The 25,365-nt window shown below is 64.3% G+C and carries 23 protein-coding genes and 1 tRNA gene; 17 read left to right on the top strand and 7 right to left on the bottom strand.

All coding sequences use genetic code 11. The features are described from left to right. Positions 1 to 130: 130 nt before the first annotated feature. From DNJ95_RS02850 to purM, 3 genes are read right to left on the bottom strand one after another with little or no spacing between them, the layout of a single operon-like run. On the bottom strand, positions 131 to 841 hold the full coding sequence (locus DNJ95_RS02850) for a DUF3108 domain-containing protein (protein WP_131183197.1): 711 nt from the start codon (positions 839 to 841) through the stop codon (positions 131 to 133). A gap of 8 nt (positions 842 to 849) precedes the next feature. Further along, positions 850 to 1,497, bottom strand: a complete 648-nt coding sequence (purN, locus tag DNJ95_RS02845; RefSeq protein WP_131183196.1) for a phosphoribosylglycinamide formyltransferase — start codon at positions 1,495 to 1,497, stop codon at positions 850 to 852. Further along, positions 1,497 to 2,558 carry a phosphoribosylformylglycinamidine cyclo-ligase gene (gene purM / locus DNJ95_RS02840; RefSeq protein WP_181953365.1) on the bottom strand — a complete coding sequence of 354 codons (1,062 nt, stop codon included), beginning with the start codon at positions 2,556 to 2,558 and terminating at the stop codon, positions 1,497 to 1,499. Before purM ends, purN begins: the two co-directional genes overlap by 1 nt. Positions 2,559 to 2,960: 402 nt before the next feature. Here purM and DNJ95_RS02835 point away from each other — a divergent pair, with 402 nt between their 5' ends. Next, positions 2,961 to 4,007: a DUF2066 domain-containing protein gene (locus DNJ95_RS02835; protein ID WP_165491548.1), complete on the top strand. Its 1,047-nt coding sequence runs from the start codon at positions 2,961 to 2,963 to the stop codon at positions 4,005 to 4,007. Between the two features lie 152 nt (positions 4,008 to 4,159). Further along, entirely contained in the window at positions 4,160 to 4,864 is a 705-nt protein-coding gene (gene hda, locus DNJ95_RS02830; RefSeq protein ID WP_131183193.1) for a DnaA regulatory inactivator Hda, read from the top strand. Positions 4,865 to 5,051: 187 nt separating this feature from the next. On the opposite strand, the gene rlmF is transcribed toward hda, so the two are convergent. Then, on the bottom strand, positions 5,052 to 5,993 hold the full coding sequence (rlmF, locus tag DNJ95_RS02825; protein ID WP_131183192.1) for a 23S rRNA (adenine(1618)-N(6))-methyltransferase RlmF: 942 nt from the start codon (positions 5,991 to 5,993) through the stop codon (positions 5,052 to 5,054). A gap of 287 nt (positions 5,994 to 6,280) precedes the next feature. Between rlmF and prfB the strand changes: the two genes are divergently transcribed. The 4 genes from prfB to DNJ95_RS02805 all read left to right on the top strand — a co-directional run bounded on the left by prfB (position 6,281) and on the right by DNJ95_RS02805 (position 10,780). Then, a protein-coding gene (prfB, locus tag DNJ95_RS02820; RefSeq protein ID WP_131183191.1) for a peptide chain release factor 2 occupies positions 6,281 to 7,376 on the top strand; the annotation gives its coding sequence in 2 pieces (ribosomal slippage) (positions 6,281 to 6,352 and positions 6,354 to 7,376; 1,095 coding nt in all). Positions 7,377 to 7,506: 130 nt separating this feature from the next. Continuing rightward, entirely contained in the window at positions 7,507 to 9,009 is a 1,503-nt protein-coding gene (lysS, locus tag DNJ95_RS02815; protein WP_131183190.1) for a lysine--tRNA ligase, read from the top strand. A gap of 39 nt (positions 9,010 to 9,048) precedes the next feature. Further along, the gene (locus tag DNJ95_RS02810) at positions 9,049 to 10,344 is read left to right on the top strand and encodes a flavohemoglobin expression-modulating QEGLA motif protein (protein ID WP_131183189.1); all 1,296 of its coding nucleotides are present in this window, start codon (positions 9,049 to 9,051) and stop codon (positions 10,342 to 10,344) included. Between the two features lie 103 nt (positions 10,345 to 10,447). Beyond that, positions 10,448 to 10,780 (top strand): PA3694 family proteiin, encoded by a 333-nt coding sequence (locus DNJ95_RS02805; RefSeq protein WP_131183188.1) that lies wholly within the window; start codon positions 10,448 to 10,450, stop codon positions 10,778 to 10,780. A gap of 60 nt (positions 10,781 to 10,840) precedes the next feature. On the opposite strand, the gene lptF is transcribed toward DNJ95_RS02805, so the two are convergent. Together lptF and DNJ95_RS02795 are read right to left on the bottom strand one after the other, a co-directional pair. Beyond that, a complete protein-coding gene (gene lptF / locus DNJ95_RS02800; protein ID WP_131183187.1) occupies positions 10,841 to 11,623 on the bottom strand; it encodes a lipotoxin F family OmpA-related lipoprotein LptF in 783 nt (260 codons plus the stop codon). Between the two features lie 40 nt (positions 11,624 to 11,663). Beyond that, complete coding sequence (locus DNJ95_RS02795) at positions 11,664 to 12,059, bottom strand: DUF4398 domain-containing protein (protein ID WP_131183186.1); 396 nt, start codon at positions 12,057 to 12,059, stop codon at positions 11,664 to 11,666. Between the two features lie 294 nt (positions 12,060 to 12,353). On the opposite strand from DNJ95_RS02795, the gene ppc reads away from it, so the two are divergent. The 9 genes from ppc (at position 12,354) to zigA (ending at position 21,856) form a co-directional block, all read left to right on the top strand. Next, positions 12,354 to 14,990 carry a phosphoenolpyruvate carboxylase gene (gene ppc / locus DNJ95_RS02790; RefSeq protein ID WP_131183185.1) on the top strand — a complete coding sequence of 879 codons (2,637 nt, stop codon included), beginning with the start codon at positions 12,354 to 12,356 and terminating at the stop codon, positions 14,988 to 14,990. Between the two features lie 380 nt (positions 14,991 to 15,370). Next, a complete protein-coding gene (gene adk, locus DNJ95_RS02785; RefSeq protein ID WP_131183184.1) occupies positions 15,371 to 16,018 on the top strand; it encodes an adenylate kinase in 648 nt (215 codons plus the stop codon). Between the two features lie 59 nt (positions 16,019 to 16,077). Then, on the top strand, positions 16,078 to 16,749 hold the full coding sequence (tsaB, locus tag DNJ95_RS02780) for a tRNA (adenosine(37)-N6)-threonylcarbamoyltransferase complex dimerization subunit type 1 TsaB (RefSeq protein ID WP_131183183.1): 672 nt from the start codon (positions 16,078 to 16,080) through the stop codon (positions 16,747 to 16,749). A 65-nt stretch (positions 16,750 to 16,814) separates the two neighbouring features. Beyond that, a complete protein-coding gene (locus tag DNJ95_RS02775) occupies positions 16,815 to 17,147 on the top strand; it encodes a hypothetical protein (protein ID WP_131183182.1) in 333 nt (110 codons plus the stop codon). After that, complete coding sequence (locus DNJ95_RS02770) at positions 17,144 to 18,007, top strand: DUF72 domain-containing protein (protein WP_165491549.1); 864 nt, start codon at positions 17,144 to 17,146, stop codon at positions 18,005 to 18,007. Before DNJ95_RS02775 ends, DNJ95_RS02770 begins: the two co-directional genes overlap by 4 nt. Before the next feature lie 192 nt (positions 18,008 to 18,199). Beyond that, positions 18,200 to 18,976, top strand: a complete 777-nt coding sequence (locus DNJ95_RS02765) for a class I SAM-dependent methyltransferase (protein WP_131183181.1) — start codon at positions 18,200 to 18,202, stop codon at positions 18,974 to 18,976. Between the two features lie 254 nt (positions 18,977 to 19,230). Then, positions 19,231 to 20,217, top strand: coding sequence for a GTP cyclohydrolase FolE2 (gene folE2 / locus DNJ95_RS02760; RefSeq protein WP_131183180.1), 987 nt, complete (start codon positions 19,231 to 19,233; stop codon positions 20,215 to 20,217). 22 nt (positions 20,218 to 20,239) lie between these two features. Then, entirely contained in the window at positions 20,240 to 20,647 is a 408-nt protein-coding gene (dksA, locus tag DNJ95_RS02755; RefSeq protein ID WP_131183217.1) for an RNA polymerase-binding protein DksA, read from the top strand. A 12-nt stretch (positions 20,648 to 20,659) separates the two neighbouring features. After that, the gene (zigA, locus tag DNJ95_RS02750) at positions 20,660 to 21,856 is read left to right on the top strand and encodes a zinc metallochaperone GTPase ZigA (protein WP_131183179.1); all 1,197 of its coding nucleotides are present in this window, start codon (positions 20,660 to 20,662) and stop codon (positions 21,854 to 21,856) included. A gap of 282 nt (positions 21,857 to 22,138) precedes the next feature. Here zigA and DNJ95_RS02745 read toward each other — a convergent pair. After that, positions 22,139 to 22,225, bottom strand: a tRNA-Leu gene (locus DNJ95_RS02745). A 261-nt stretch (positions 22,226 to 22,486) separates the two neighbouring features. On the opposite strand from DNJ95_RS02745, the gene ercA reads away from it, so the two are divergent. Beyond that, on the top strand, positions 22,487 to 23,650 hold the full coding sequence (gene ercA / locus DNJ95_RS02740) for an alcohol dehydrogenase-like regulatory protein ErcA (protein WP_131183178.1): 1,164 nt from the start codon (positions 22,487 to 22,489) through the stop codon (positions 23,648 to 23,650). Next, a complete protein-coding gene (locus DNJ95_RS02735) occupies positions 23,634 to 25,343 on the top strand; it encodes a PAS domain-containing hybrid sensor histidine kinase/response regulator (RefSeq protein ID WP_131183177.1) in 1,710 nt (569 codons plus the stop codon). The genes ercA and DNJ95_RS02735 overlap by 17 nt, the downstream gene beginning before the upstream one ends. The last annotated feature ends 22 nt before the right edge of the window (positions 25,344 to 25,365 follow it).

Below are 25,365 nucleotides of genomic sequence, written 5' to 3'. Positions count from 1 at the left end.
ATACCTGTCTATGGATGCCGGCCGGGCCGGCTGTGTGTCGTGCCACGATGAAATACCGGGGCCATGCGTAGGCCGGGCGGTCAGCGGAGCCATTCCCGACGCGTATGGAATGGCGACATCCGCCCCGGGATCAGTTGCCTTGCACGGGCTTGCCGTCGACCTGGCCGGCCTCCAGCATGATCTGGTACTCCTTGCCGTCCTTCTCGACCTGATGCAGGCGCACCAGCAGGAAATCCCAGTCCTTGGCGAACCAGAGCATGGTCACGCGCTTGCTCTGGGTCGGGTCGCGCACGCGCTCGACCTTGATCGCATCGACCTGGCCGGCCTTGGTGGCGATTTTCTCTTCGCCGAGCACGCGGAAGTCGTAGGTTTCGATTTCGTCGCCGTCGACCACCTGGTAGCTCATGCCGGTCTTGCCGGCGGCGACATCGTGCTGCAGGACCAGTTGATAGGTGGATTTGTCCAGAAGCCCGGGGTTGAGAGGCAGCTTGACCTGCTCGCCCCGATCATTGCCGAGCACCTGTTTGCCGGTCCAGTCGAAATCCTGCTCGACGCGTTTGCCTTTGCCTAGCCCGCTACGCTTGAGGCGGTACTTCTGTGGGAGGAAGCTGCTGCCCTCGAGGGTGAACTGGCTGCGCTCGTTGAGGCTGGCCACCAGCATCGAGGCCTCGAAGTCCAGTTGCCAGAGGTTGCCCTCCAGGTGTTCGAGGCTGCGTTTGGCGGTTCCGCTGACCGGTACCTGCTTCCAGTCCGCCGTGTAGCTGGCGGAGAAGGGTTTGAGTTCCAGGGCCTGCACCGGCAGGGCCAGTACGGCAAGGGCAAGCAGCAGGGCGCGACGCATGGTATCTCCTAGATTCGTATGAGTTGGCCGGTGGCCGGTAGTGGCGTGCCGTCGAGCATCGCGCCTTGTGCGCCGAGGCGCAAGCGTCCTTCGGCGAACCAGCGCACCGCCAGCGGGTAGATCAGGTGTTCCTGTTCATGTACGCGCTGGGCCAGGTTTTCCAGGCCTTCGCCGGCAAGGATGGGAACCACCGCCTGTAGCGCCAGGGGGCCGCCATCGAGTTCTTCGGTGACGAAGTGCACGCTGCAGCCATGCTCACTGTCGCCAGCTTCGAGGGCGCGCCGGTGGGTATCCAGTCCCTTGTACTTCGGCAGCAGGGATGGATGGATGTTCAGCAGGCGGCCGTTATAGCGACGAACGAAGGCCGGGCCGAGGATGCGCATGAAGCCGGCGAGTACCACCAGGTCGGGCGAGTAGCCGTCGATGAGATCCGCCAGGGCGTCGTCGAAGCCGTCGCGGTCGGGGTAGTCACGTGGCTGCAGTACGCGGGTTTCGATCCCGGCCTGGCGCGCGCGCTGCAGGCCGTAGGCATCGGCGCGGTTGCTGATGACCGCGCGGATGCGTGCAGGGTTGCGATTGCCCAGGCTGTCGATCAGGGCCTGCAGGTTGCTGCCGGCCCCTGATATCAGGACGACCAGATCGCAGGCATCGGGCATCAGGCGCGCTTCAGGTTGTCGAGCCGGACGCGGGGAGCGTCGGCGCCGGCCTGGCCGATGGAGCCGATGACCCATGGCTGCTCGCCCGAGGCGCGCAGGTTAACGAGGGTTTCTTCGACCTTGTCCTGGGCCACGCAGATGACCATGCCGACCCCGCAGTTGAGTACGCGGTGCATCTCGTGCTCGTCGACGTTGCCTTTCTCCTGCAGCCAGTCGAACACCGCCGGGCGGGTCCAACTGGCCACGTCGATCACCGCCTGGGCGCCTTCCGGCAGGACGCGCGGGATGTTGTCGAGCAGGCCGCCGCCGGTGATGTGGGCCATGGCCTTGACCGCGCCGGTGTCCTCGATCAGCTTGAGCAGCGGCTTGACGTAGATGCGCGTCGGCGCCATCAGCAGCTCGGCCAGCGGCTTGCCGTCCAGCCGGGTGCTTTCGATATCGCTGGCGGAGACTTCGAGGATCTTGCGGATCAGCGAGTAGCCATTGGAGTGCGGGCCGGAGGAAGGCAGGGCGATCAGCGCGTCGCCGCTGGCGACCTGCGAGCCGTCGATGATCTCGCTCTTTTCCACCACGCCGACGCAGAAGCCGGCCAGGTCGTAGTCCTCGCCTTCGTACATGCCGGGCATTTCCGCGGTCTCGCCGCCGACCAGGGCGCAGCCGGCCAGTTCGCAACCAGTGCCGATGCCGGTCACCACGGTGGCGGCGACATCGACATTGAGCTTGCCGGTGGCGTAGTAGTCGAGGAAGAACAGCGGTTCCGCGCCGCAGACCACCAGGTCGTTGACGCACATGGCGACCAGGTCCTGGCCGATGCTGTCGTGGCGGTTCAGGTTCAGCGCCAGGCGCAGCTTGGTGCCGACGCCATCGGTGCCCGACACCAGCACCGGCTGCCGGTAGCCGGCGGGGATTTCGCAGAGTGCGCCGAAGCCACCCAGGCCGCCCATCACTTCAGGCCGGGCGGTGCGTTTGGCGACGCCCTTGATGCGCTCGACCAGCGCTTCACCAGCATCGATATCGACACCAGCGTCCTTATAGTTGAGGGAGGGTTGCTTGCTCATAATGATCCGGGCCTGTGGAGGTAATGCGAACGGTAAAGGGCGACCGGGCCGGGAAGCGGGTTCCGGGCCAGCAGGATAAAGTGCGCGATTTTATCAGGCTTGCCATGCAGCAGCCATCCCGCTGGCGTCGATGGCAGGGCAATCACGGCTATGTCGTTATCCAAGGGCAATGCGCTTCGATAAAGATGCGGGAGGCGGGAAAGCTCGACGAAAAACACCGGCGGCCCGCTCTTTCGTTCAGCCTCCAGCCTTCCAGCGCTCTTTTCGAGCCTTGGCGCCGCAATGGCCGAAGTCCGGCGCTATTCCTTGTGTCGCTATTCCTCGTATTGCTGCACCCTTTGTATTGCTGCGCCTGGCGGTGCTGTTTAAGGTATGCCGATATTCGTTTCGCGAGAGCTTGCGTCCATGCGTGTCTTCCTTCGTTCCATCCTTCTGGGTTGCGCCGGCCTCGTCGCCCCGCTGGCTTTCGCGGCGCAGGTGAACGGCCTGTATCAGGTCACCGAAGCGGTCTCCAGCCAGCAACCCGAAGAGCGGGCGCAAGCGCTGCAGCGTGCTTTCGATACCTTGCTGTTGCGCCTGACGGGAAGCGACCTGGAGGGCGGGCAGGACGAACTCGCCGCCTTGCGCAAGAACCCGCAGCCGCTGGTGCGCCAGTATGCCTACGAAGGCGACAGCCTGGTGGTGGATTTCGATCCGGTGGCCACCGAGCAGCGCCTGCGCCAGGCCGGGCTGGCCTTGTGGGGGCAGAATCGCCCGGCCCTGTTGCTGTGGTGGCTGGGGCGCGCGCCCGGCAATGTGGAGGATGACGGCGCGCAGTTGATCGGTGATGGCCAGGCGGGGGCGCCGATGCTGCGTGAGGCCGCCCGGCACCGAGGCTTGCCGTTGCGGTTGCCGCTGGCCGATCTGCAGGAGCAACTGCTGGCGACCCCGGAGACGTTGACCCAGGCCGATGCCGGGACGCTGCATGACGCGTCCGCGCGTTATGACGCCGATGCATTGCTGGCCGTGCTGGCGAGCGAGCGGGATGGCGAGTGGTCTGCCGCGTGGCGCTTGTGGCTGGGCGAGGAAAACACCCAGGGCAAGGTCGCCGCGCCAAGTCAGGAAGCGCTGGCCGATGCCGTGCTGCTGGCGGCCAGCCGCTTTATCGCGCCCCATTATGTCGTGGCTCCGGGCGCGGCCGAGCAAATCGTACTGGAGGTTTCCGGGGTCGACGTGGAGCGTTTCGCCGAGCTGGAGCGCCTGCTCGGCGCCATGGGCGCGACGTTGTCGCGCATGGATGGCGAGCGGCTGGTCTACCGCTTGCAAAGCCGCCCGGAGCAGGTGCGTGCGCAGTTGCGGGTGGCGGGATTGCATGAACTGGAGCATGAGCAGGAGCCCGCCATGGCCGAGGTTTCGGCTGAGGCGGAAGATGAGCCCGTGGAGGAAGGCACGCTGATGCGCTTCGGTTGGTGATGGCACCCCGGTCGGGCTGCCGGGGTTGGACGGAAACCATCCGGCTCGGGCGCTTTCCGGTTCGCCCTGCGCTTTTCCAGCGCTGTCTTCGCCCCCCTGATCGCTATACACTTCGAGCCCTGTCCCGCGTTGGCATCACTTCGTAGACGATCATGAAACCCGTTCAACTGCCTCTTGGCGTGCGTCTGCGCGACGATGCCACTTTCGCCAATTTCTACCCGGGCGCCAATGCCGCTGCGCTGGGCTATGTGGAGCGGCTCTGTTCGCCAGCCGCGGGCTGGTCCGATGAGTTGATCTACCTGTGGGGCGGTTCCGGCGTCGGCCGCAGCCATCTGTTGCAGGCGGCCTGCCTGCGTATCGAGGAGCGGGGAGAGCAGGGGGTCTATCTGCCGCTGGCCGAAGTGGCCGGGTTCGCTCCGGAGCTGCTCGATGGTCTCGAGCAATACGAACTGGTGTGCCTGGACGACCTGGATGCGGTGGTGGCGGATGCGGCCTGGGAAGAGGCGCTGTTCCACCTGTTCAACCGCCTGCGCGATGGCGGGCGGCGTCTGCTGCTGTCGGCCAGTGTCTCGCCACGCGAGTTGCCGGTGGTGTTGCCGGACCTGAAGTCGCGCCTGAGCCTGGCGCTGGTATTCCAGCTTCGCCAGTTGTCCGACGAGGACAAGCTGCGCGCTTTGCAGTTGCGCGCCTCGCGGCGCGGGCTCGACCTGCCGGAGGATGTTGGGCGTTTTATCCTGACCCGTGGCGATCGCAACATGAGCGCGCTGTTCGAACTGCTGGACCGCCTGGACCAGGCCTCGCTGCAGGCGCAACGGCGACTGACCATTCCCTTTCTCAAGGAAACCCTGCACTGGTAAGGCTGTAAGCGGGGGATCGCACTATGTGGTTATTCATGGGCAAGGTGCTTCGATAAAAGCGCTGGCTGGAAGGCTGGACGAAAAACACCGGCTGCCATGCCCTTTCGTCCAGCCTTCAGCCTTCCAGTGCTTTTTCCGGCTCTTTGCCGTGCGTGGCGCGATCGCCCGCAAGCCATAGGCCTGAAGCCTATGGCTTGGTGTCGGGGTGTTCGGAAAAGCTCCAGGCGACGAAGCGGCTGCGCTTCTGCCCCTGGGCCATTTCGCCTATATGCAGGTGGCGGGCGCCCAGCCTGGCCAGGCGCTTGCGCAGGGGCTCGATATTGCCGGCCTTGGACACCAGGGTGCTGAACCAGCGGACCTGTGCGGCGACCTCGAGGCTTTCATCGGCCATTTTGCCGATAAAGGCGATTTCCCCGCCTTCGCACCAGAGTTCGTTGCTCTGCCCGCCGAAATTCAGCGCCGGCAGTTTGCGCTGCGGGTCGAGCCGCCCGAGGTTTTTCCATTTGCGCTGGCTGCCACTGCTGGCTTCTGCCTGCGAGGCATGAAACGGCGGGTTGCACAGGCTGAGGTCGAAGCGTTCTTCGCTGCCGAGCAGGCCATGGAAAATATGCCGTTGCTCCCGCTGCTGCCTCAGTTCTATGGATTTTTCCAGGCCATTGGCGGCAATGGTGGTGCGGGCGCAGGCCAGGGCTGTAGGATCGATATCCGTGGCGAGGAAGCGCCAGCCGTACTCCTTCACGCCGATCAGGGGGTAGATGCAGTTGGCGCCGGTGCCGATGTCCAGTGCCCGGATACCCGTGCCCCGGGGGATTTCGCCGCCATTGTGGTGTGCCAGCAGGTCGGCCAGGCCATGCAGGTAGTCGGCGCGGCCGGGGACCGGAGGGCACAGGTAGCCTTCGGGGATGTCCCAGTGGGCGATGCCGTATAGCTGCTTGAGCAGGGCGCGATTGAAGGTCCTGACGGCCTGCGGGTTGGCGAAGTCGATGCTCTGCTTGCCGTAGGGGTTGAGGATCACGTACTCGGCCAGCTCCGGGCTGGCGGTGATCAACGCCGGAAAGTCGTAACGGCCCTGGTGGCGGTTGCGCGGATGCAGCCGGCCTTTTTCGGCGATGTGCGGGTGTCGGGGCATTGGCTGGGATACGCGGGAATGTGGCCGGCGATTTTCCCATACATCGGGCAAGTCTGCAGGATGATCGTGCCATGTAAGGCAAGGAGCCGGAGAGAGCGCCGGAGGCTGGAGGAAAGAGCGTGGCAGCGGGTGTTTTTCGTCCGGCTTTCCAGCCTCCAGTGCTTTAACCGCAGTCTTTGTGCGGATAGTGCGATCGCTTCGTGGAAGCCAGAACCTGCTGTCATCATCCGGCCGCTGCGCTATAATCCTCGGCTTTTCGATACGCCTGATTGAGAGTGCCGCCGACCATGGAAATCAACCCGATCCTCAACAGCATCAAGGATCTTTCCGAACGTACCCTGTCGATTCGGGGGTATCTTTGACTACGATCAGAAGCATGATCGGCTGGTCGAAGTAAACCGCGAGCTGGAAGACCCGAACGTCTGGAACAATCCGGACTACGCCCAGAGCCTGGGGCGCGAGCGCGCCACCCTGGCGCAGATCGTCGAGACCCTGGATGAGTTGCAGGGCGGGCTGGGCGACTCCAGTGAACTGCTGGACATGGCCGTGGAAGAGGATGACGAAAGCGCGGCCAACGATGTCGCCAACGAACTCGAGCGGCTGCGCGGCATCCTCGAGCAACTGGAGTTCCGCCGCATGTTCAGCGGCGAGATGGATGCCAACAACTGCTACCTGGATATCCAGGCTGGTTCCGGCGGCACCGAGGCCCAGGACTGGGCCAACATGCTGCTGCGCATGTACCTGCGCTGGGCCGACAAACGCGGCTTCGATACCACCATCATGGAACTCTCCGAGGGCGAGGTCGCCGGTATCAAGGGCGCGACCCTGCATATAAAAGGCGAATACGCCTTCGGCTGGCTGCGCACCGAGATTGGTGTGCACCGCCTGGTGCGCAAGAGCCCGTTCGACTCCGGCAACCGTCGCCACACCTCGTTCACCGCGGTATTCGTCTCGCCGGAGATCGACGACAACATCGAGATCGAGATCAACCCGGCCGACCTGCGCATCGACACCTACCGTTCTTCCGGCGCCGGCGGGCAACACGTCAACACCACCGATTCGGCGGTGCGCATCACCCACATCCCGACCAATACCGTGGTCAGTTGCCAGAACGAGCGCTCCCAGCACGCCAACAAGGACACCGCGATGAAGATGTTGCGGGCCAGGTTGTACGAGCAGGAAATCCAGAAACGCAATGCCGCGTCCCAGGCCCTGGAGGACTCCAAGTCCGATATCGGCTGGGGGCACCAGATCCGCTCCTACGTGCTCGACCAGTCGCGTATCAAGGACCTGCGTACCGGCGTGGAGCGTAGCGACTGCGACAAGGTGCTGGACGGCGACCTCGACGAGTACCTGGAAGCCAGCCTGAAACAGGGCCTGTAAGAGCCTGTTTCTAACGCAGCGGGGCCGACGCGCAGCGGATCGTGAACAGCTTCCAAGGCATCTTCCCGCGGGCGGTATTGCACTGCCCGCACCCCATTTACCGTGAAATACGCCAGGCAAACGAACGACCATGAGCGAACAACCGCTGAACCAGCATGCCATCCATGAGGAAGAAAACCACCTGATCGCGCTGCGCAAGGAAAAGCTTGCCGCCGAGCGCGCCAAGGGTCTTGTATTCCCCAACGATTTCCGCCGTGACAGTTACTGTGCGGACCTGCAGAAGGCCTACCAAGGCAAGAGCAAGGAAGAGCTGGAAGGGTTGGCCGTTCCGGTCAAGGTGGCCGGCCGCATCATGCTCGACCGTGGCGCTTTCATGGTGCTGCAGGACATGAGTGGGCGCATCCAGCTCTATGTCGACCGCAAGGGGTTGCCGGCCGAGACCCTGGAGGCGATCAAGAGCTGGGACCTGGGCGACATCATCGCCGCCGAGGGCACCCTGGCGCGCTCCGGCAAGGGCGACCTCTATGTGCACATGACCCGTGTGCAACTGCTGACCAAGTCGCTACGCCCGCTGCCGGACAAGCACCATGGCCTGACCGACACCGAGCAGCGCTACCGCCAGCGCTATGTCGACCTGATCGTCAACGAGGAAACCCGCCATACCTTCCGCGTGCGCTCCCAGGTGATCGCGCATATCCGCCGTTTCCTCGCCGAGCGCGACTTCCTCGAAGTGGAAACGCCGATGCTGCAGACCATTCCCGGCGGCGCTTCGGCCAAGCCTTTCGAGACACACCATAATGCCCTCGACCTGCCGATGTTCCTGCGCATCGCCCCCGAGCTGTACCTCAAGCGCCTGGTGGTGGGCGGTTTCGAGCGGGTGTTCGAGATCAACCGCAACTTCCGTAACGAAGGTGTCTCGACCCGGCACAACCCCGAGTTCACCATGCTCGAGTTCTACCAGGCCTACGCCGACTATGAAGACAACATGGGCCTGACCGAGGAGCTGTTCCGCGAGCTGGCCCAGGCGGTCCTCGGCACGACCGACGTGCCCTATGGCGACAAGGTGTTCCATTTCGGCGAGCCGTTCGCACGGCTGTCGGTGTTCGACTCCATCCTCCAGTACAACCCGCGCATCAGCGCCGACGACCTGCGCGACCTGGACAAGGCGCGCGCCATCGCCAGGCAGGCTGGCGCCGACGTCAAGGGCTTCGAGGGGCTGGGCAAGCTGCAGGTGATGATTTTCGAGGAGCTGGTCGAGCACAAGCTGGAGCAGCCGACCTTCATCACCCGTTATCCGTTCGAGGTGTCGCCGCTGGCGCGCCGTAACGACGAGGACCCGAGCGTCACCGACCGCTTCGAGCTGTTCATCGGCGGCAGGGAAATCGCCAATGCCTATTCCGAGCTGAACGATGCCGAGGACCAGGCCGAGCGCTTCCACGCCCAGGTGGCGGAGAAGGATGCCGGCGACGACGAGGCCATGCACTTCGATGCCGATTTCGTGCGGGCGCTGGAGTACGGCATGCCGCCGACCGCCGGCGAAGGCATCGGCATCGACCGCCTGGTGATGCTGCTGACCGATTCGCCGTCGATCCGCGATGTCATCCTGTTCCCGCATATGCGCCCGGAACTCTGATAGCGGGCGCACCTTACGGTTTGTCCTGGGAGAGTGGCGATGAATGCCGGTAACCAGCTCGATGAATACCAGAGCACGGTGCGTGCGTTGTCCGACCGTATCGTCGAGGCGCAGTCGCCGTTGCGCGTGCTGGATGCGGTGAAGTGGGACGACAGCATCCGCAAGGGCTTTTTCGCCGCCGCCGGGCGTGAATTGCCGGCGGTCAACCGGGCCTGGTACGAGCGGCGTCCGCTGGCTTTCGATGCCGGTGCGAAAAAAGAAGAACTGCAGGCCATCGAGCGGGATATCACTCGGCAACTGGGGCAGTTCAACCCGGTCGGGCAGATCATGCGGCGCATGTGCAAGGAGTACCGCATGGTGGTGCGCATGCTGGAAGCGCGCGGCACCGCCGATTTCGGCCTGATCTCCCAGGAGCTGTACGGCGCCGCTTCGGATGCCTTCCATGCTGGCGACCCGACCCTGGCCGACCTCGGGCTGATGCTCTCCGACTACCTGAACAATATCGCCGACCGCAGCGACCTCAAGGACGAAGCCAAGACCCTGGATGCCAGGCAGGCGGTGGAGATCCTCCAGCAGCAACTGGATACGGTGTTCGGCGAGGGCGAAGGGGTCATCCGGGTGTTCGAGTCCGATGGCATTCTCGCCGACGCGGCGGCGGGCGCCGACTACATCAAGATCCGCAGCGATGCGCTGTTCAACCAGCGCGATGTACGGGCGCTGGCCGTGCACGAGGGGCTGGTGCATGTGGGCACTACACTCAATGGCCAGAACCAGCCGATCTGCACCTTCCTGGCCAAGGGGCCGCCATCTTCCACGGTGACCCAGGAAGGGCTGGCGATTCTCATGGAGGTGATCGCCTTCGCCTCCTACCCGACACGCCTGCGCAAGCTGACCAACCGCACCCGGGCCATCCATATGGCGGAGGAGGGGGCGGATTTCCTCGATGTCTTCGCCTTCTTCCGCGAGCAGGGCTATGACCAGGACGAGTGCTACAGCAACGCCAGCCGGGTCTTTCGCGGCTCGACGCCCGACGGCATGCCGTTCACCAAGGACCTGTCGTACCTGAAGGGCTTCATCATGGTCTACAACTATATCCAGCTGGCCGTGCGCAAGGGCAAGCTGGAGCAGATCCCCCTGCTGTTCTGCGGCAAGACCACCCTGGAAGACATGCGCACCCTGCGCCAACTGGTCGATGAAGGAATGGTGGTGCCGCCGAAATACCTGCCGCAGCAGTTCCAGGACCTCAATGCGCTATCGGCCTGGATGTGCTTCTCCAACTTCCTCAACCACCTGAGCCTGGAACGGATCGAGGCGGACTACGCGAATATCATCTGAAAGCGACAGCCGACAGGAGCGCTGAAGGCTGTACGATTGTGGGTGTCCGATTGTCGTCCAGCCTCCAGCTCTTCTTTTCGTCTTTTCCCATCTGGATTTCCCTATGAGCGAACGCAATCCCATCCCCTACATCCTTACGGCCATCGGTTCGGTGGCGGCCACGGTCGGTGTGCTGAGCTATTACGGCTACCTGCATATGGCCAAGCCGGAAGATGCCTTGCTGCTGGCGGACTACACGATGCTCAAGACGGTTCCCGGCGAGGACTACAGGGTCTCGTTGAAGCCGGCCGAGCAGGTGGCTCAGTGCATCGATGGCGTGCTGGTGCTGTTCGATGTGCAGCAGAAGGGCTTGAGCGGGGTGCTGGTGGACAACCGCAAGCGTGCGGTTCGTTGTGTCGGCGAGCAGCCGCCAGTGCCGGAAGGGTTGCTGCGCTGAGCTGGCGTGTGGTGCGGCTAGAGTGAAGAGCGGGAGCCCGAAGGCTCCCGCGCGGTGTGGTCAGCGTACCGAGGAACGCGGTGCCACGGGGTTGGCGTCATCGGAGATGGTGACTTCCACGCGACGGTTCAGGGCACGGCCCGATTCGTTGCTGTTGCTGGCGATCGGATAGTCCTTGCCATAGCCCTGGGACACGATGCGCTGCGGGCTGACACCGAAGCGTACCAGCGCCAGGCGTACGGCGTCGGCGCGACGCTCGGACAGGCCCTGGTTGTACTGGGCGGAGCCGGTGCTGTCGGTGTAGCCCTCGACGATCACCTTGCGCTCCGGGTTCTCGTTGAGGAAGTCGGCGAGCTTCTGCACGTTGTGCAGGCCGCCCGGCTTCAGTTCGGCACGGTTGAAGTCGAACAGCACGTCACCGAAGGTCACCAGGGTGCCGCGCTCGGTCTTCTTGCCCTGCAGTTCGGTCTGCAGCTTGCGGATTTCCGCTTCGCGCGCTTCCAGGCGAGCCTTGGCGCGTTCCGCGGAAGACTTCTTGAGGTCGTCCTCGGCGGTGCGCAGGGCGATGGTCTGTTCGGCCACGTCGATACGGCGGTTGGCCAGGTAGGCGAGCTGGTCTACCTTCTGCTCCTTGGCATCATCCAGGTAGGCCTTGTTGGCCTTGTCCAGCGCCTTGCTGGCGTCTTCGGTCTCGAGGGCCGCCAGGGTGTTGGAGCGAGGGTCGGATTGCAGGGTGGAGAACTTGCTGCGTGCCTGCTCCAGGTTGGGGTTGGGCGGTGTCGAGCACGCCGCGAGGGCTACGGACAGAGCCAGCAGGGCGGGAAGGGTAACGAGCTTTTGCATAATGGGTCATTCCTTTATCTGAGAGGATCGGGCCTGGGGCTTACTGGACGTTGCGCAGACCTTCGTCACGCAGTTCCTGAATGCCGCGCTGGGCATCTTCCAGAGCTTTCTGGGCCTTGACCGCCTGGGTCTTGCGCTCGGCCAGGCGGGCATCCCACTCGGCCTGCTCGGCCAGGGTACGGGCCTTGTCGTAGTCCTTCTTCTGCAGAGCCAGCTCTGCGTCTTTCCATTTTTCCTGGGCGGAACGGGTCTCGACCGGTGCGAACTCGGTACCGCCAGCGCTGACGGCGCTTCTGACCGCGGAGTTGGTGACGGCGAACTGTTCGGTGGGCGGGTTGCCTGCGCAGGCGGTGAGCAGCAGGCCACCCAGGGCCACGGCGGCCAGTTTGGGTAGTACAAGGCGCGAATTGCGGTTATGCAGTGAGTGTTGCGTCATGGTCAGTCTCCTTTGACGAATTGCCTGACGGTCGTTGGGATGGGTAGCTGATTGCATCGCCCGGAATCCTTCGGCAGGAACCCGGGCAACGCATGGCATATTTCTCTGATGCCGTCCGTCGAAAAATGTTCAGTTGCAAGGCAAACTGATGTCACGGTCATTCGGATGCCGGTGCTGCGATAAAGTTCGGCATGTCGCTGTCGGTAACGGCGGATGACCGTATGCCTTGGGGCCGGGCACCTGTTCGGCCTGTTGCGGCGGGGATTGCCGCGCCGCGAGTCAATGGAGGGTTGCATGGCGAAAATAGACGTGCGCTTGCGCGAGAACGTGCATCTGCTGGGAGAGTTGTTGGGCAGGACCATTCGCGAACAGCACGGCGACCTGTTCTTCGAAAAGATCGAACTGATCCGCAAAGGGGCCAAGGCCGCCCGCCAGGGCTCGGCCGACGGTGCGGCCCAGCTCGCCGCCACCCTCGATAGCCTGAGCGAGGGCGAACTGCTGCCGATGTCGCGGGCCTTCAACCAGTTCCTCAATCTGGCCAATATCGCCGAGCAGTACCACCGGGTCAGGCGGCACCGCGAAGGCGAGGCGGCGCCTTTCGAGGAAAGCATGCTCAGCGGGCTGCTGGGCCGCCTCGAAGCGGCGGGCCATGCCCCGCGGCAACTGGCCCGCCAGGTGGCGCAACTGGATATCGAACTGGTGCTGACGGCGCACCCGACCGAGGTGTCGCGGCGCACCCTGATCCAGAAGTACGACGCCATCACCGCGCAGTTGGCCGCCCGTGATCATGCCGACCTGTCCCCGGGCGAGCGGGCGCGTATCGAGCTGAATCTGCAGCGGTTGATCGCCGAGGCCTGGCACACCGAGGAGATCCGCCGCAGCCGCCCGACGCCGCTGGAGGAAGCCAAGTGGGGCTTCGCCACCATCGAAGGCTCGCTCTGGCAGGCGCTGCCCAATGTCCTGCGCCAGACCGACGCGATCTTGCGCAATGCCGCCGGCCAGCCATTACCGCTAGAGGCCGCGCCGATTCGCTTCGCCTCGTGGATGGGCGGCGATCGTGACGGCAATCCCAATGTCACGGCGAAGGTCAGCCGCACGGTATTGCTGCTGGCGCGGGAAGTCGCCGCCGGGCTGTATCTGCGCGATATCGACGATCTGGTCACCACCCTGTCGATGCAGAATGCCAGCGAGGAACTGCGTGCCCGCGTGGGCGACAGCCCCGAGCCGTACCGGCAACTGCTCAAGGGCCTGCGCGAGCGCCTGCTGGCGACCCGCGACTGGGCGCGGATGGCCCAGGAAAGCGAGCTGCCGCCCTGCGAGCGAGTGCTGCAGGAGAATGCCGAACTGAGTGAGCCATTGGCGCTCTGCCATCGTTCGTTGCATGCCTGCGGCATGCATGTGATCGCCGATGGCGCCCTGCTCGATTGCCTGCGCCGGGTGGCGACATTCGGCCTGTTCCTGGTGCGCCTGGATATTCGCCAGGACGCCTTGTGGCACACGGCCGCCCTGGCTGAAATCACCGAATACCTCGGCCTGGGCGACTATCGGCAGTGGCATGAAGAGCGGCGCCTGGCATTCCTGTCGGCCGAATTGGAGAACCCCCGGCCCTTGCTGCCGCACCGCTACCAGCCGTCGCCGCAGACCGCCGAGGTCCTGGCGACCTGTGCGGTGATCGCCCAGGCGCCGGCGGCCTCGCTGGGTTCCTATGTGATCTCCATGGCGCGCAGCGCCTCCGATGTGCTGGCGGTGCAACTGCTGTTGAAGGAGGCGGGCCTCGACCGGCCGATGCGTGTGGCGCCGCTGTTCGAGACATTGGACGACCTGAATGCCGCCGGCCAGGTGATCGAGCGGCTGCTGACGCTGCCGGGCTACCGTGCGCACCTTGCGGGCGCCCAGGAAGTGATGATCGGTTATTCCGACTCGGCCAAGGATGCCGGCACCACGGCGGCGGCCTGGGCGCAATACCGGGCCCAGGAGGCACTGGTCGACATCTGTGCCCGCCATGGGGTCGAGCTGCTGCTGTTCCACGGCCGTGGCGGCAGCGTCGGGCGCGGCGGCGGCCCGGCCCATGCGGCGATCCTGTCGCAGCCGCCAGGTTCGGTGAAGGGGCGTTTCCGCACCACCGAACAGGGCGAGATGATCCGCTTCAAGTTCGGCCTGCCGGGCATCGCCGAGCAGAACCTGAACATCTACCTGGCGGCCATCCTCGAAGCGACCCTGCTGCCGCCACCGATGCCCGAGCCGCACTGGCGCGAAGTGATGGAGCGGCTGGCGTGTGATGGCGTCGAGGCCTATCGCTCGGTGGTGCGCGATCATCCGCAGTTCGTCGACTATTTCCGCCAGGCGACGCCGGAGCAGGAACTGGGGCGCCTGCCGTTGGGTAGTCGTCCCGCCAAGCGCCGCGAAGGCGGGGTGCAGAGCCTGCGGGCGATTCCGTGGATTTTCGCCTGGACCCAGACGCGCCTGATGCTGCCGGCCTGGCTTGGCTGGGAGCGGGCGCTGGAGAACGCCCTGGACAGGGGCGAGCAGCAGGTGCTGGAAAGCATGCGCCGGCAATGGCCTTTCTTCGCGACGCGTATCGACATGCTGGAAATGGTGCTGGCCAAGACCGATGCGGAGATCGCCGGCCGCTACGATGCGCGCCTGGTGGATGAGCCGCTGCTGGAACTGGGGGCACGGCTGCGCGACCGATTGTCGCGTGCGGTGCGGGCCGTGACGGGGCTGACCGGGCAGTCGCAATTGCTCGCCCACAGTCCGGAAACGCTGGAAGCCTTCAGCCTGCGCAACACCTATCTTGACCCCTTGCACCTGATGCAGATTGAGTTGCTGGCACGCTCGCGGCAACCCGATGTGCTCGTGGATAGCCCTCTGGAACAGGCTTTGCTGGTGAGCGTGGCGGGTATCGCCGCCGGCCTGCGCAATACCGGGTAAGGGGCGAGCGCGGCGCCGGAGGCTGGATAGCTGGACGAAAACACCGGCGATTGCCGTTTTCGTCCAGCTTCCAGCGCCCAGCCTCCAGTGCTCCTGCGCTGTTTTCGGCGCTACTGCGTCGCCCCGGGCGCTGCTGCGTTCGCGCTTGTGTGGGGTAGGTGTGCTGTGTATCGTGTTCAGCCTTTTGTCGTGATGGCAATGATCGGATATCGCACGTGCCGGTGTGGCCGGCGACCAGTTGGCGCCGGGGCGTGGACGCTTCGAGACGCCCGTTCGGGCGTGATGAGAATAGGTGGCATGACTGCCGGGCCGGCCAGGCTCTGGAGGTTCGGTGGTGGCTACCGGGTCGATACGGCCTTTGCAAACTTGAGGATTTTTTGATGCGCGTGATTCTGCTGGGAGCGCCGGGTGCCGGCAAAGGTACTCAGGCACGGTTCATTACCGAGAAGTTCGGTATTCCGCAAATTTCCACTGGCGATATGCTGCGCGCAGCGGTCAAGGCTGGCAGCGAGCTGGGCCTGCGCGTCAAGGGGGTCATGGAGAGCGGGGGGCTGGTTTCCGACGAAATCATCATCGCCCTGATCCAGGAGCGCCTGACCCAGCCCGATTGTGCCAACGGCTTTCTGTTCGACGGTTTCCCGCGCACCATTCCCCAGGCCCAGGCGCTGAAGGATGCCGGCGTCAGGCTCGATCATGTACTGGAAATCGACGTGGATGACGAAGTGATCGTCCAGCGCATGTCCGGCCGCCGTGTGCACCCGGCTTCGGGACGTGTCTACCATGTCGAGCACAATCCGCCGAAGGACGCAGGCAAGGACGATGTCACGGGCGAGGAACTGGTGCAGCGCCAGGACGACCTGGAAGAAACCGTACGCCACCGCTTGTCGATCTATCATTCCCAGACCAAGCCGCTGGTGGATTTCTACCAGCGACTGGCCGAGGTCGAAGGCACCCCGCGCTACAGCCGTGTGGAAGGTGTCGGTTCGGTCGAAGAGATCACCGCCAAGGTGTTCGCTGCGCTCGCCTGAATGCAACCCCGCAGCCCTGCCATGCTCGTGGGGCTGTCGCTTTTCGAAGAATTTCCATCATGACGACCTTGCTGGCTCTGGATACCGCCACCGAAGCCTGTTCGGTGGCGTTGTTGCATGCCGGGCGTGTGACGAGCCGCTACGAAGTGATACCGCGCCTGCATGCCAAGCGCTTGCTGCCGATGGTGCGCGAACTGCTGGATGAGGCCGGCGTGTCACTGCAGGCTGTGGATGCCATCGCCTTCGGGCGTGGCCCGGGTGCCTTTACCGGCGTGCGCATCGCCGTGGGTGTGGTGCAGGGGCTGTCGTTCGCCTTGCAACGCCCGGTGTTGCCGATTTCCACTCTGGCGGTGATCGCCCAGCGCGCATTGCGCGAGCAGGGTGCCCGCCAGGTGGCGGCAGCCATCGATGCGCGTATGGATGAGCTTTACTGGGGCTGCTTCGTCGAGCGTGAAGGCGAGATGTGCCTGGCTGGCATGGAAGCGGTGCTGCCGCCCGAGCAGGTGGCTCTGCCTCGCGCCGGCACGGGCGAGTGGTTCGGGGCCGGCACCGGCTGGGGGCTTGCCTCGCGCATACCGGTGCAAGTGCAGGGCAGCGATGCCGGGCTGTTGCCCCATGCCGAGGATCTGCTGACCCTGGCCCGCTTCGCCTGGGAGCGGGGCGAGGCGCTGGATGCCGATCAGGCCCAACCGGTCTACCTGCGCGATAACGTGGCCAGCGTGAAGAAGTGACCGCGCACTGATTGCCAATTATCCAGGCGCCAGATAAAGTCGGCGGGTCTGTGCAGGATCGCATGATGTTGATCAACGGTTTATCTCCTTCCTCCTATCCCGTAGAGCGTGCTCCGGCTTCCAGTCGCGTGCTGGCGCCCTATGAGGAAACCCAGCGGATTGCCGAACGCAGTCCGAGCGAAAGTGTTTCCTCCGATACGGATACACAGACTTCCTCGGCCCAGCAGCCGGCGGCCGCCACTTCGACGACGGCCATTTCGTTATCCGCCCGCTTCGAGGCGACCATGAGCCGCCCGGTATCGACGCATGTCGCCGAGGCGCTGGCCAGCTATGCCAGCACCGCCTCGTTCGCCGACTTCGATTCCCACGATGTGCTTGGGCTGGATCTCTACGCCTGACCGTGCTGCCTTATTTCATCGGTTGCCCTTCCTGGAACGAGCCTGCCTGGCGCGGTTGCTTGTACCCGGCGGCGATGCCGGCCAGCCACTTTCTCGGGCAGTACTGCTCGGTATTCAATTGCGTCGAGGGCAATACCACCCTTTATGCCTGGCCCAGCGAGGAAAAGGTCCGGCGCTGGCTGGAGCTGATGCCCGAAGGTTTTCGTTTCTGCGCCAAGTTCCCGCGGGAAATCAGCCAGGCGCAGGATCTGCGCGCGGTGCTGGAGCGGGTGGATGCCTTCGAGCGCCTGATGGCGCCACTGGGCAAGCGTATCGCACCCTTCTGGCTGCAGTTGCCGGCCAGCTTCGGCCCTTCGCGCCTGCCGGAACTGGTGGCGCTGTTCGAGCATATCCGTGTGCCGCTGGCGCTCGAAGTGCGGCACCGGGCGTTCTTCGCCAGGGGCGACGAGGAGCGCGCACTCAATCGTCTGCTGCTGGAGCGGGGGATCGAGCGTATCTGCCTGGATTCGCGGGCGTTGTTCAGTTGCCGTTCGGACGATCCCGCGCTGCTGCATGCGCAGAGCAAGAAGCCCCGAGTGCCGCCGCGACCTGCGGCGTTCAGCGATAGCCCGCAGGTGCGTTTCATCGGGCATCCGCAGTTGTCGGCCAACGATCCGTTCCTCTCGCCCTGGCTGGACAAGCTGGCCGGCTGGATCGAGGAGGGCAGGACACCGCATATCTATCTGCATACCCCGGACAACCATCGTGCGCCCGAACTGGCGCTGCGCTTCCACCGGCAACTGAGCGAACGCCTGCCCGGCTTGCCGGAACTGAACTGGCCGGAACAGCCAGGCGAGGCGCAGATGTCGTTGCTGGAATAGTCGGGGCGGGGAGAAAAGGCTATAGGCGGCAGGCAAAAACGGGAAGGAAAATCTCGACAGCGATTCTGCCCCGTCTTCCACACTGATTAAGCTTGCAGCTTGCAGCTTGCAGCTTGCAGCTTGCAGCTTGCAGCTTGCAGCCACTGGCTGCTTTATCGACAATTGCCGCCCTCGCAGTCCCGGTCCTTTTCCATGCCCGTTCCTTCCCCCCGTATTCGTGTCGAAGCGCTCGCCCCCCATTGCTTCGATCAGGCACGCGCCTGGGCGGATCGTCTCGGCCTGTCGTTCAGCCAGGAAAACGCGGATTTCGCCCTGCAACTGGGCGATGACGGCCTGCAACTGCTCGAACTGGGGCCGCAGGCGCCGGGGGCGGTGCGGGTCGATTTCGTCGAGGGGGCGGTGGCCCACCGCCGCCAGTTCGGCGGCGGCAGCGGGCAGATGATCGCCAAGGCGGTGGGTATCGCACCGGGCGTGCGGCCACGGGTTCTGGATGCCACCGCCGGGCTTGGCCGGGATGCCTTCGTGCTGGCCAGCCTGGGCTGCCAGGTACTGATGATCGAACGCCAGCCGCTGATCGCCGCGCTGCTGGAGGATGGCCTGGTGCGGGCCTCTCGGGCGACCGAAGTGCAGGATATCGTGCAACGCATGGCGCTGTTGCAGGGCAATGCCATCGAGCTGATGCGTGGCTGGGGCGAAGACGCACCACAGGTGATCTACCTGGACCCGATGTTCCCGCACCGCGACAAGAGTGCGCTGGTCAAGAAGGAGATGCGGCTGTTCCGGCCGTTCGTCGGCGATGACCTGGATGCGCCGGCGCTGCTGGCCGAGGCGTTGCGCCTGGCCAGTCACCGGGTGGTGGTCAAGCGGCCACGCAAGGCGCCCGCACTGGAAGGTGCCGAACCTTCCTATCGGCTGGAGGGCAAGTCCAGCCGCTACGATATCTACGCCAGGAAGAGCCTGAAAGGCTGAGGCTGCACACTTCCGCTGCCTGTCTATCCTCCCCTTCCCGGTGCATAACGGTATCGCTCGATCGCCCTGGCGGGAGCGGGCTTGCCCGCGAATTCTCTACCGATCGGCAACATTCGCCGGCAAGGCCACTCCTGCGGCGTTGACTGGCTTGTTGTGTCATGTGTCCGGGTGTCGTTGCTATTTATGTTACTTTATAACATATTTGGCGGCGGGAGCAGGTGAGCTGCTCCGTTCCGACGAGACCCACGATTGCCATGAGTATCCTGTTGCCCGACGTTGCCCTGACGGAGCTTTCCTCGACCCATGTCGCCCTGGACTGGGTCGGCATGGAGGGGATCGACCTGCCCATCATGCTGGACGAGCCCGGTTTCACCTATCCCGTGCAGGCACGGGCGGAGGCCCGGGTCGACCTGCCCGATCCCACCATCAAGGGCATCCATATGTCCCGCCTGTACCGGCTGCTGGATGCCTTCTCCGACGCCGAACGGCTCAGCCCCGTGGCATTGGCGAGGCTCCTGCGGGCGATGGTGGACAGCCATGCGGATTGCCATTCGCGGCGTGCCCGCCTGGGCTTGTCCTTTTCCCTGCTGTGCCGGCGTCCGGCGTTGCTGACCGAGGGGCTGAGCGGCTGGAAAGCCTATCCGGCGAGGATCGAGGCGACCTGGGGGGATGGGCAACTGTCACTGGAAGCCTCGGTGCAGGTCGGCTACTCGTCCACCTGCCCCTGCTCGGCGGCCCTGACCCGGCAACTGATCGAACAGGCCTTCAGCGAGGCTTTCGCGGCCTCGGGGCCGGTGGATGTGGCGGAGGTCGCCGCCTGGCTGCGGGCCAATGCGACCCTGGCGACACCCCACAGCCAGCGTAGCGTGGCGGACGTGCGTGTACGTCTGGATGACGGGGCGCGCAGCCTGGGACTGCTGACATTGGTCGAGCGTATCGAGGCAGCCCTTGGCACGCCGCTGCAGACGGCGGTCAAGCGTGCCGACGAGCAGGCCTTCGCGCGCCTGAACGGGCAGAATCTGATGTATGTCGAGGACGCCGCGCGGCGGCTTCGGCAGGCCATCGACGGCCTGTATCCCGACTCCAGCGTGAGTGTCAGGCATGTCGAGAGCCTGCACCCGCACGATGCGGTGGCGAGCAGTTCGCAGTCCGGCGTCTCGGCGTTTTCCGAGGATGGCGCGCGCACCGCCATCGACCCGGTGCGTGGGGGAGCGGACCAGGGCGTCCGATTCCAAGGTTAGGTTATATCTTATGGAACTGTCCGTGACCGAACAGGAACTTCTTCAGCAACCCGACAGCGCCTATATGGATGGGCGGCAGCAGGCGTTCTTCCGCGACCTGTTGCTGGCGCAGCGCCAGGAGCTGCAGGCGCGCATCGCCAGCGAGTTCGATGGGTTGCGCGAGCATGAACCCAGCAGTGACCCGGCGGATATCGGCAGTGCCGAGGAACTGCGGCAGTGGCAGCTACGGTTGCTGGCGCGTGAAAAGAAACTGCTGGACAAGATCGACCAGGCGCTCGAACGCCTGGCACGTGGCGAATATGGCTGGTGCGCCGAAACCGGCGAAGCCATCGGCCTCAGGCGCCTGCTGCTGCGACCCACCGCGACCCTGTGCATCGAAGCCAAGGAGCGCCAGGAGCAGCGTGAAAAACATCAGCGTGACCGTGACTGAACGAGGAAACCCATGAATCCGCAACGCCTACCCGTAACCGTGCTGTCCGGCTTTCTCGGCGCCGGCAAGAGCACACTGCTCAACCATGTGCTGAAGAACCGCGAGAACCGCAGAGTGGCGGTGATCGTCAACGATATGAGCGAGATCAACATCGACGGCAGCGAGGTGCAGCGCGATGTCAGCCTCAACCGTGCCGAAGAGAAACTGGTGGAAATGAGCAATGGTTGTATCTGCTGCACCCTGCGCGAGGACTTGCTGCAAGAGGTCAGCCGGCTGGCGCGGGAGGGGCGGTTCGACTATCTGCTGATCGAGTCCACCGGTATCGCCGAACCGTTGCCGGTGGCCGAGACCTTCACCTTCCGTGACGAGCAGGGGCGCAGCCTGTCCGACCTGGCGCGGCTGGACACCATGGTCACGCTGGTCGACGGGGTCAACTTCCTGCGTGATTTCCATGGGTCGCAGAGCCTGGCCAGCCGTGGCGAGAGCCTGGGCGAAGAGGACGAGCGCTCGATTACCGACCTGCTGATCGAACAGGTGGAGTTCGCCGATGTGCTGCTGATCAGCAAGATCGACCTGATCTCCAGCGTCGAGCGCGAGGAGCTGACGGCCATACTGCGCAGCCTCAACCCCCATGCGGACATCCTGCCGGTCAGCATGGGGCAGGTGCCGCTGGAGCGTATCCTCGACACTGGCCGTTTCGATTTCGAGCGTGCCGCCGAGGCGCCGGGATGGCTCAAGGAGCTGCGCGGCGAGCATGTGCCGGAAAGCGAGGAATATGGCATCGCCTCCACCGCCTATCGCGCCCGGCGTCCCTTCCATCCGCAACGCTTTCATGATTTCGTCACGCAGCCCTGGAGCAATGGTCGCCTGCTGCGTTCCAAGGGCTTCTTCTGGCTGGCCAGCAAATATCGCGAAGCGGGGAGCTGGTCCCAGGCCGGTGGCCTGATGCGCCACGGCTTGGCTGGCGTCTGGTGGCGCTTCGTGCCCAGGGCTCAGTGGCCGCAGGATGAGGAGGGGCTGCAGGGCATCCTGAAAAACTGGACGGCGGAGACCGGCGATTGCCGCCAGGAACTGGTGTTCATCGGCCAGAACATCGACTTCGAGCGGCTGACGGCAGAGCTGGACGCCTGCCTGCTCGAGGACCGGGAAATGGCTACCGGTGCCGAGGCCTGGCAGCGGCTTGCCGATCCCTTCGGCGCGTGGGGCTAAGGTTTGCTGACGTTTCATCGCGACAACGCGGCTTGCGACGAAACGTCAACAGCCCCTAAGCGGGAAGCCGCCACGCGTCCTGGCTGTGCCTGCCCGCGAAGCTTTGCAGGCCGGGCGCCGACAGCGCATAGGCCATGAGCGGGAACTGCTGGCGGCGAACGAGGTGTGTCGGGAAGGAACTTGGTCGCCCAGGATGGGCGGGGCGTTAATCATTTCTTGCGGGGTAGGGCGATTGCGGAGCAGGGCATGTTTGCCTGGAGCTGCTCTGTATCGCGCATTCATTGGTGCCCGAGGCCGGGGTCGAACCGGCACGCTGTTACCAGCGAGGGATTTTAAGTCCCTTGTGTCTACCAATTTCACCACTCGGGCATAACAGTGAAACGTCCGGTGGCAGGGTGGTTCCCGGCGGTTTTTCAGGAACGTTTCGCATTCGCGACCGTATCGTTGCGGCGCAGGACTATAACCAGTGGATGGCCCCCATGCAAGCCGCTCATGGCCATCCCCAGGACGCTTTTCGGGCCCTTGCCCGCGCATCGCGCGATCACCCCGCACACAACCTTGGTCTGCATTGCAATGGTTGAGCAATGCAGTAGGCTGTGGCGACCGTTACAAAATAATAAAGAGCGTCACATGAGCCCGGATATCAGCTTGCAGCGCAAATTCGTTTCTCCGGAAATCATTTTCGGTGCCGGTTGCCGTCACAGTGCGGGTAACTGTGCCGCCAATTTCGGCGCACGCAAGGTGTTCCTGGTTTCCGATCCCGGGGTCGTGGCAGCGGGCTGGGTGGCGGATGTGCAGGCCAGCCTGGAGCGGCAGAACATCGCCCATTGCCTGTTCACCGATGTCTCGCCCAACCCGCGCACCCATGAAGTCATGCATGGCAGCGAGGTGTACCGCAGTGAAGGCTGCGATGCCATCGTCGCGGTCGGTGGCGGCAGCCCGATGGATTGCGCCAAGGGGATCGGCATCGCGGTCGCCCATGGGCGACCGATCACTGACTTCGAAGGGGTGGACAAGTTGCGTGTGCCCAGCCCGCCGCTGATCCTGATACCGACCACTGCGGGGACTTCGGCGGATGTTTCGCAGTTCGTGATCATCTCCAACCAGCAGGAACAGATGAAGTTCTCCATCGTCAGCAAGGCCGCGGTGCCCGATGTCTCGCTGATCGACCCGGAAACCACGCTCAGCATGGATCCGTTCCTGGCCGCCTGTACCGGGATCGACGCGCTGGTGCATGCCATCGAGGCGTTCGTTTCCACCGGGCATGGCCCATTGACCGACCTCCATGCCCTGGAAGCCATGCGGCTGATCAATGGCAACCTGGTGCAGATGATCGCCAATCCCCAGGATATCGCCCTGCGCGAGAAGATCATGCTGGGCAGCATGCAGGCCGGCCTGGCCTTTTCCAATGCCATTCTTGGCGCCGTGCATGCCATGTCCCATAGCCTGGGCGGCTATCTCGACCTGCCCCATGGGCTGTGCAACGCCTCGCTGGTGGAGCATGTGGTGGCTTTCAACTACAAGGCGGCGCCCGAGCGCTTCAAGGTGGTGGCGGAAACCTTCGGTATCGATGTCCGTGGCCTGACCCACGTACAGATTCGCAATCGCCTCGTGCAGCACCTGATCGAGTTCAAGCAGGCCGTGGGCTTCCGACAGACGCTGGGGCTGCATGGGGTTTCGCTTTCCGATATTCCGATGCTGTCGAGGCATGCGATGCAGGACCCCTGCATCTTGACCAACCCACGTTCGTCGACGCAGCGCGATGTCGAGGTCGTCTATGCCGAAGCCCTCTGACGAGCAGCGACAGGCCCTGGCCGGCCTGCTCGGGCTGGGCACTCATTCGGCACGCAAGAGCCACTATCCGGAACTGCAGGCGCGCCTCGAGGAACTGGAGGCGGAGCGCAACCGCTACAAGTGGCTGTTCGAGCATGCTGTTCATGGCATTTTCCAGGCCGGCCTGCAGGGCGGCATCCGGGCGGCGAACCCTGCGCTGTTGCGGATGCTGGGCTATGACTCGATCGAGCAGGCCATGCGCGAGCTGGGCAGGCGCTCGCACAATCTCTTCGTCGGTGGCGATGCCGAGCTGGCCGGCATTCGCCGCACCTTGAGCAGGGAGCGCGGCCTGTTCGGTTATGAGACGCGCCTGTGCCGCCAGGATGGCAGCGCCATCGACGTGATGATGAACCTGCTGTTGAAGCCGGGCGACGAGGAGCTGGTCGAGGGCTTTGTCGCCGATATCACCGAGCGCAAGCAGGCCCAGCAGCATCTGCTGCAGCTCAATGAGCAACTGGAGCTACGGGTCGCCGAGCGCACCCGGGAGCTGCGTGAGGCACGCGATGCCGCCGAAGCGGCCAACCTCAGCAAGGACAAATACCTGGCCGCGGCCAGCCACGATCTGCTGCAGCCCCTGAATGCCGCGAGGCTGCTGATTTCCACCCTGCGCGAGCGACACCTGCCGGAAGCCGAGCAGACCCTGGTGGAGCGCGCCCACCAGGCGCTCGAAGGGGCGGAGGACCTGCTGACCGACCTGCTGGATATTTCCAAGCTCGACCAGAGTGCGGTCAAGCCGGATATTCATGATTATCGCCTGGATGAGATCTTCCGGCCGCTGCTGTCGGAATTCCAGCCGGTGGCCCAGGCCGCCGGGCTGGCGCTGGAGTGCTACATTCCGGCCTATACCATTCGTGGCGATTTCCGCCTGCTGACCCGTATTCTGCGCAATTTTCTCAGCAATGCCTGTCGCTACACCGACCAGGGGCGTGTGTTGCTTGGTGCGCGCAAGCGTAATGGCCATGTACGCCTGGAAGTCTGGGATACCGGGAGAGGTATCGAACCGGACCAGATCCAGTCGATCTTCCTGGAGTTCAACCAGCTTGGCGTGCAACGGACGGTGGAGCGGGCTGGGGTGGGCCTGGGGCTGGCGATCGTCGAGCGTATCGCCAATATGCTCGATTACCGCATCGAGGTGCTGTCGCAGGCCGGCCGGGGCTCGATGTTCAGTGTGCATGTCCCGCCGGGGCAGCCTGCGCATGACCCGCACGGCGGTTTCCCGGCCTTGCTGCCGATGCTGGGCGATCCGTTGCCCGGGTGCCGTTTGCTGGTGATCGACAATGAGCTGAGCATCCTGCTGAGCATGCGCGCACTGTTGGAACAGTGGGGCTGCCAGGTGCTGACGGCGGCCGATCGCCAGCAAGCCTTTGCCGTCCTGGATGGGCAGGCCCCCGACCTGATACTGGCGGATTATCACCTGGACCTCGGGGGCACTGGCTGGGATGTGGCGCAGGGCGTGCGTGAGCACTTCGCCAGGCCGATACCGGTGGTGATGATTACCGCCGACCGCAGCGACCAGTGTCGGCGGCAATTGCAGGGCTTGAACGTGCCGGTGCTCAACAAGCCGGTGAAAGCTGGCAAAATGCGTGCGGTCCTGGGGCATTTGCTGCAACGAAGAGAAGGACTTGCGGAATCAGGCCAAGGCGGGGTTTCATAACCTTTGTCCAGGTGGGGTAATG

Origin of the sequence: Stutzerimonas kirkiae, from assembly GCF_004327335.1 — a bacterium.
In the GTDB taxonomy this organism is placed as follows: domain Bacteria; phylum Pseudomonadota; class Gammaproteobacteria; order Pseudomonadales; family Pseudomonadaceae; genus Stutzerimonas; species Stutzerimonas kirkiae.
The sequence above is the reverse complement of the archived record's forward strand: the minus strand, read 5'-3'. Positions and strand labels throughout refer to the sequence as shown.

Excerpts from the sequence above, each read along its gene's own strand:
- DNJ95_RS02850 (WP_131183197.1), bottom strand. The coding sequence starts at position 841 with ATGCGTCGCGCCCTGCTGCTTGCCCTTGCCGTACTGGCCCTGCCGGTG.
- purN (WP_131183196.1), bottom strand. The coding sequence starts at position 1,497 with ATGCCCGATGCCTGCGATCTGGTCGTCCTGATATCAGGGGCCGGCAGC.
- DNJ95_RS02835 (WP_165491548.1), top strand. The coding sequence starts at position 2,961 with ATGCGTGTCTTCCTTCGTTCCATCCTTCTGGGTTGCGCCGGCCTCGTC.
- hda (WP_131183193.1), top strand. The coding sequence starts at position 4,160 with ATGAAACCCGTTCAACTGCCTCTTGGCGTGCGTCTGCGCGACGATGCC.
- rlmF (WP_131183192.1), bottom strand. The coding sequence starts at position 5,993 with ATGCCCCGACACCCGCACATCGCCGAAAAAGGCCGGCTGCATCCGCGC.
- lysS (WP_131183190.1), top strand. The coding sequence starts at position 7,507 with ATGAGCGAACAACCGCTGAACCAGCATGCCATCCATGAGGAAGAAAAC.
- DNJ95_RS02810 (WP_131183189.1), top strand. The coding sequence starts at position 9,049 with ATGAATGCCGGTAACCAGCTCGATGAATACCAGAGCACGGTGCGTGCG.
- DNJ95_RS02805 (WP_131183188.1), top strand. The coding sequence starts at position 10,448 with ATGAGCGAACGCAATCCCATCCCCTACATCCTTACGGCCATCGGTTCG.
- lptF (WP_131183187.1), bottom strand. The coding sequence starts at position 11,623 with ATGCAAAAGCTCGTTACCCTTCCCGCCCTGCTGGCTCTGTCCGTAGCC.
- DNJ95_RS02795 (WP_131183186.1), bottom strand. The coding sequence starts at position 12,059 with ATGACGCAACACTCACTGCATAACCGCAATTCGCGCCTTGTACTACCC.
- ppc (WP_131183185.1), top strand. The coding sequence starts at position 12,354 with ATGGCGAAAATAGACGTGCGCTTGCGCGAGAACGTGCATCTGCTGGGA.
- adk (WP_131183184.1), top strand. The coding sequence starts at position 15,371 with ATGCGCGTGATTCTGCTGGGAGCGCCGGGTGCCGGCAAAGGTACTCAG.
- tsaB (WP_131183183.1), top strand. The coding sequence starts at position 16,078 with ATGACGACCTTGCTGGCTCTGGATACCGCCACCGAAGCCTGTTCGGTG.
- DNJ95_RS02775 (WP_131183182.1), top strand. The coding sequence starts at position 16,815 with ATGTTGATCAACGGTTTATCTCCTTCCTCCTATCCCGTAGAGCGTGCT.
- DNJ95_RS02765 (WP_131183181.1), top strand. The coding sequence starts at position 18,200 with ATGCCCGTTCCTTCCCCCCGTATTCGTGTCGAAGCGCTCGCCCCCCAT.
- folE2 (WP_131183180.1), top strand. The coding sequence starts at position 19,231 with ATGAGTATCCTGTTGCCCGACGTTGCCCTGACGGAGCTTTCCTCGACC.
- zigA (WP_131183179.1), top strand. The coding sequence starts at position 20,660 with ATGAATCCGCAACGCCTACCCGTAACCGTGCTGTCCGGCTTTCTCGGC.
- ercA (WP_131183178.1), top strand. The coding sequence starts at position 22,487 with ATGAGCCCGGATATCAGCTTGCAGCGCAAATTCGTTTCTCCGGAAATC.
- DNJ95_RS02735 (WP_131183177.1), top strand. The coding sequence starts at position 23,634 with ATGCCGAAGCCCTCTGACGAGCAGCGACAGGCCCTGGCCGGCCTGCTC.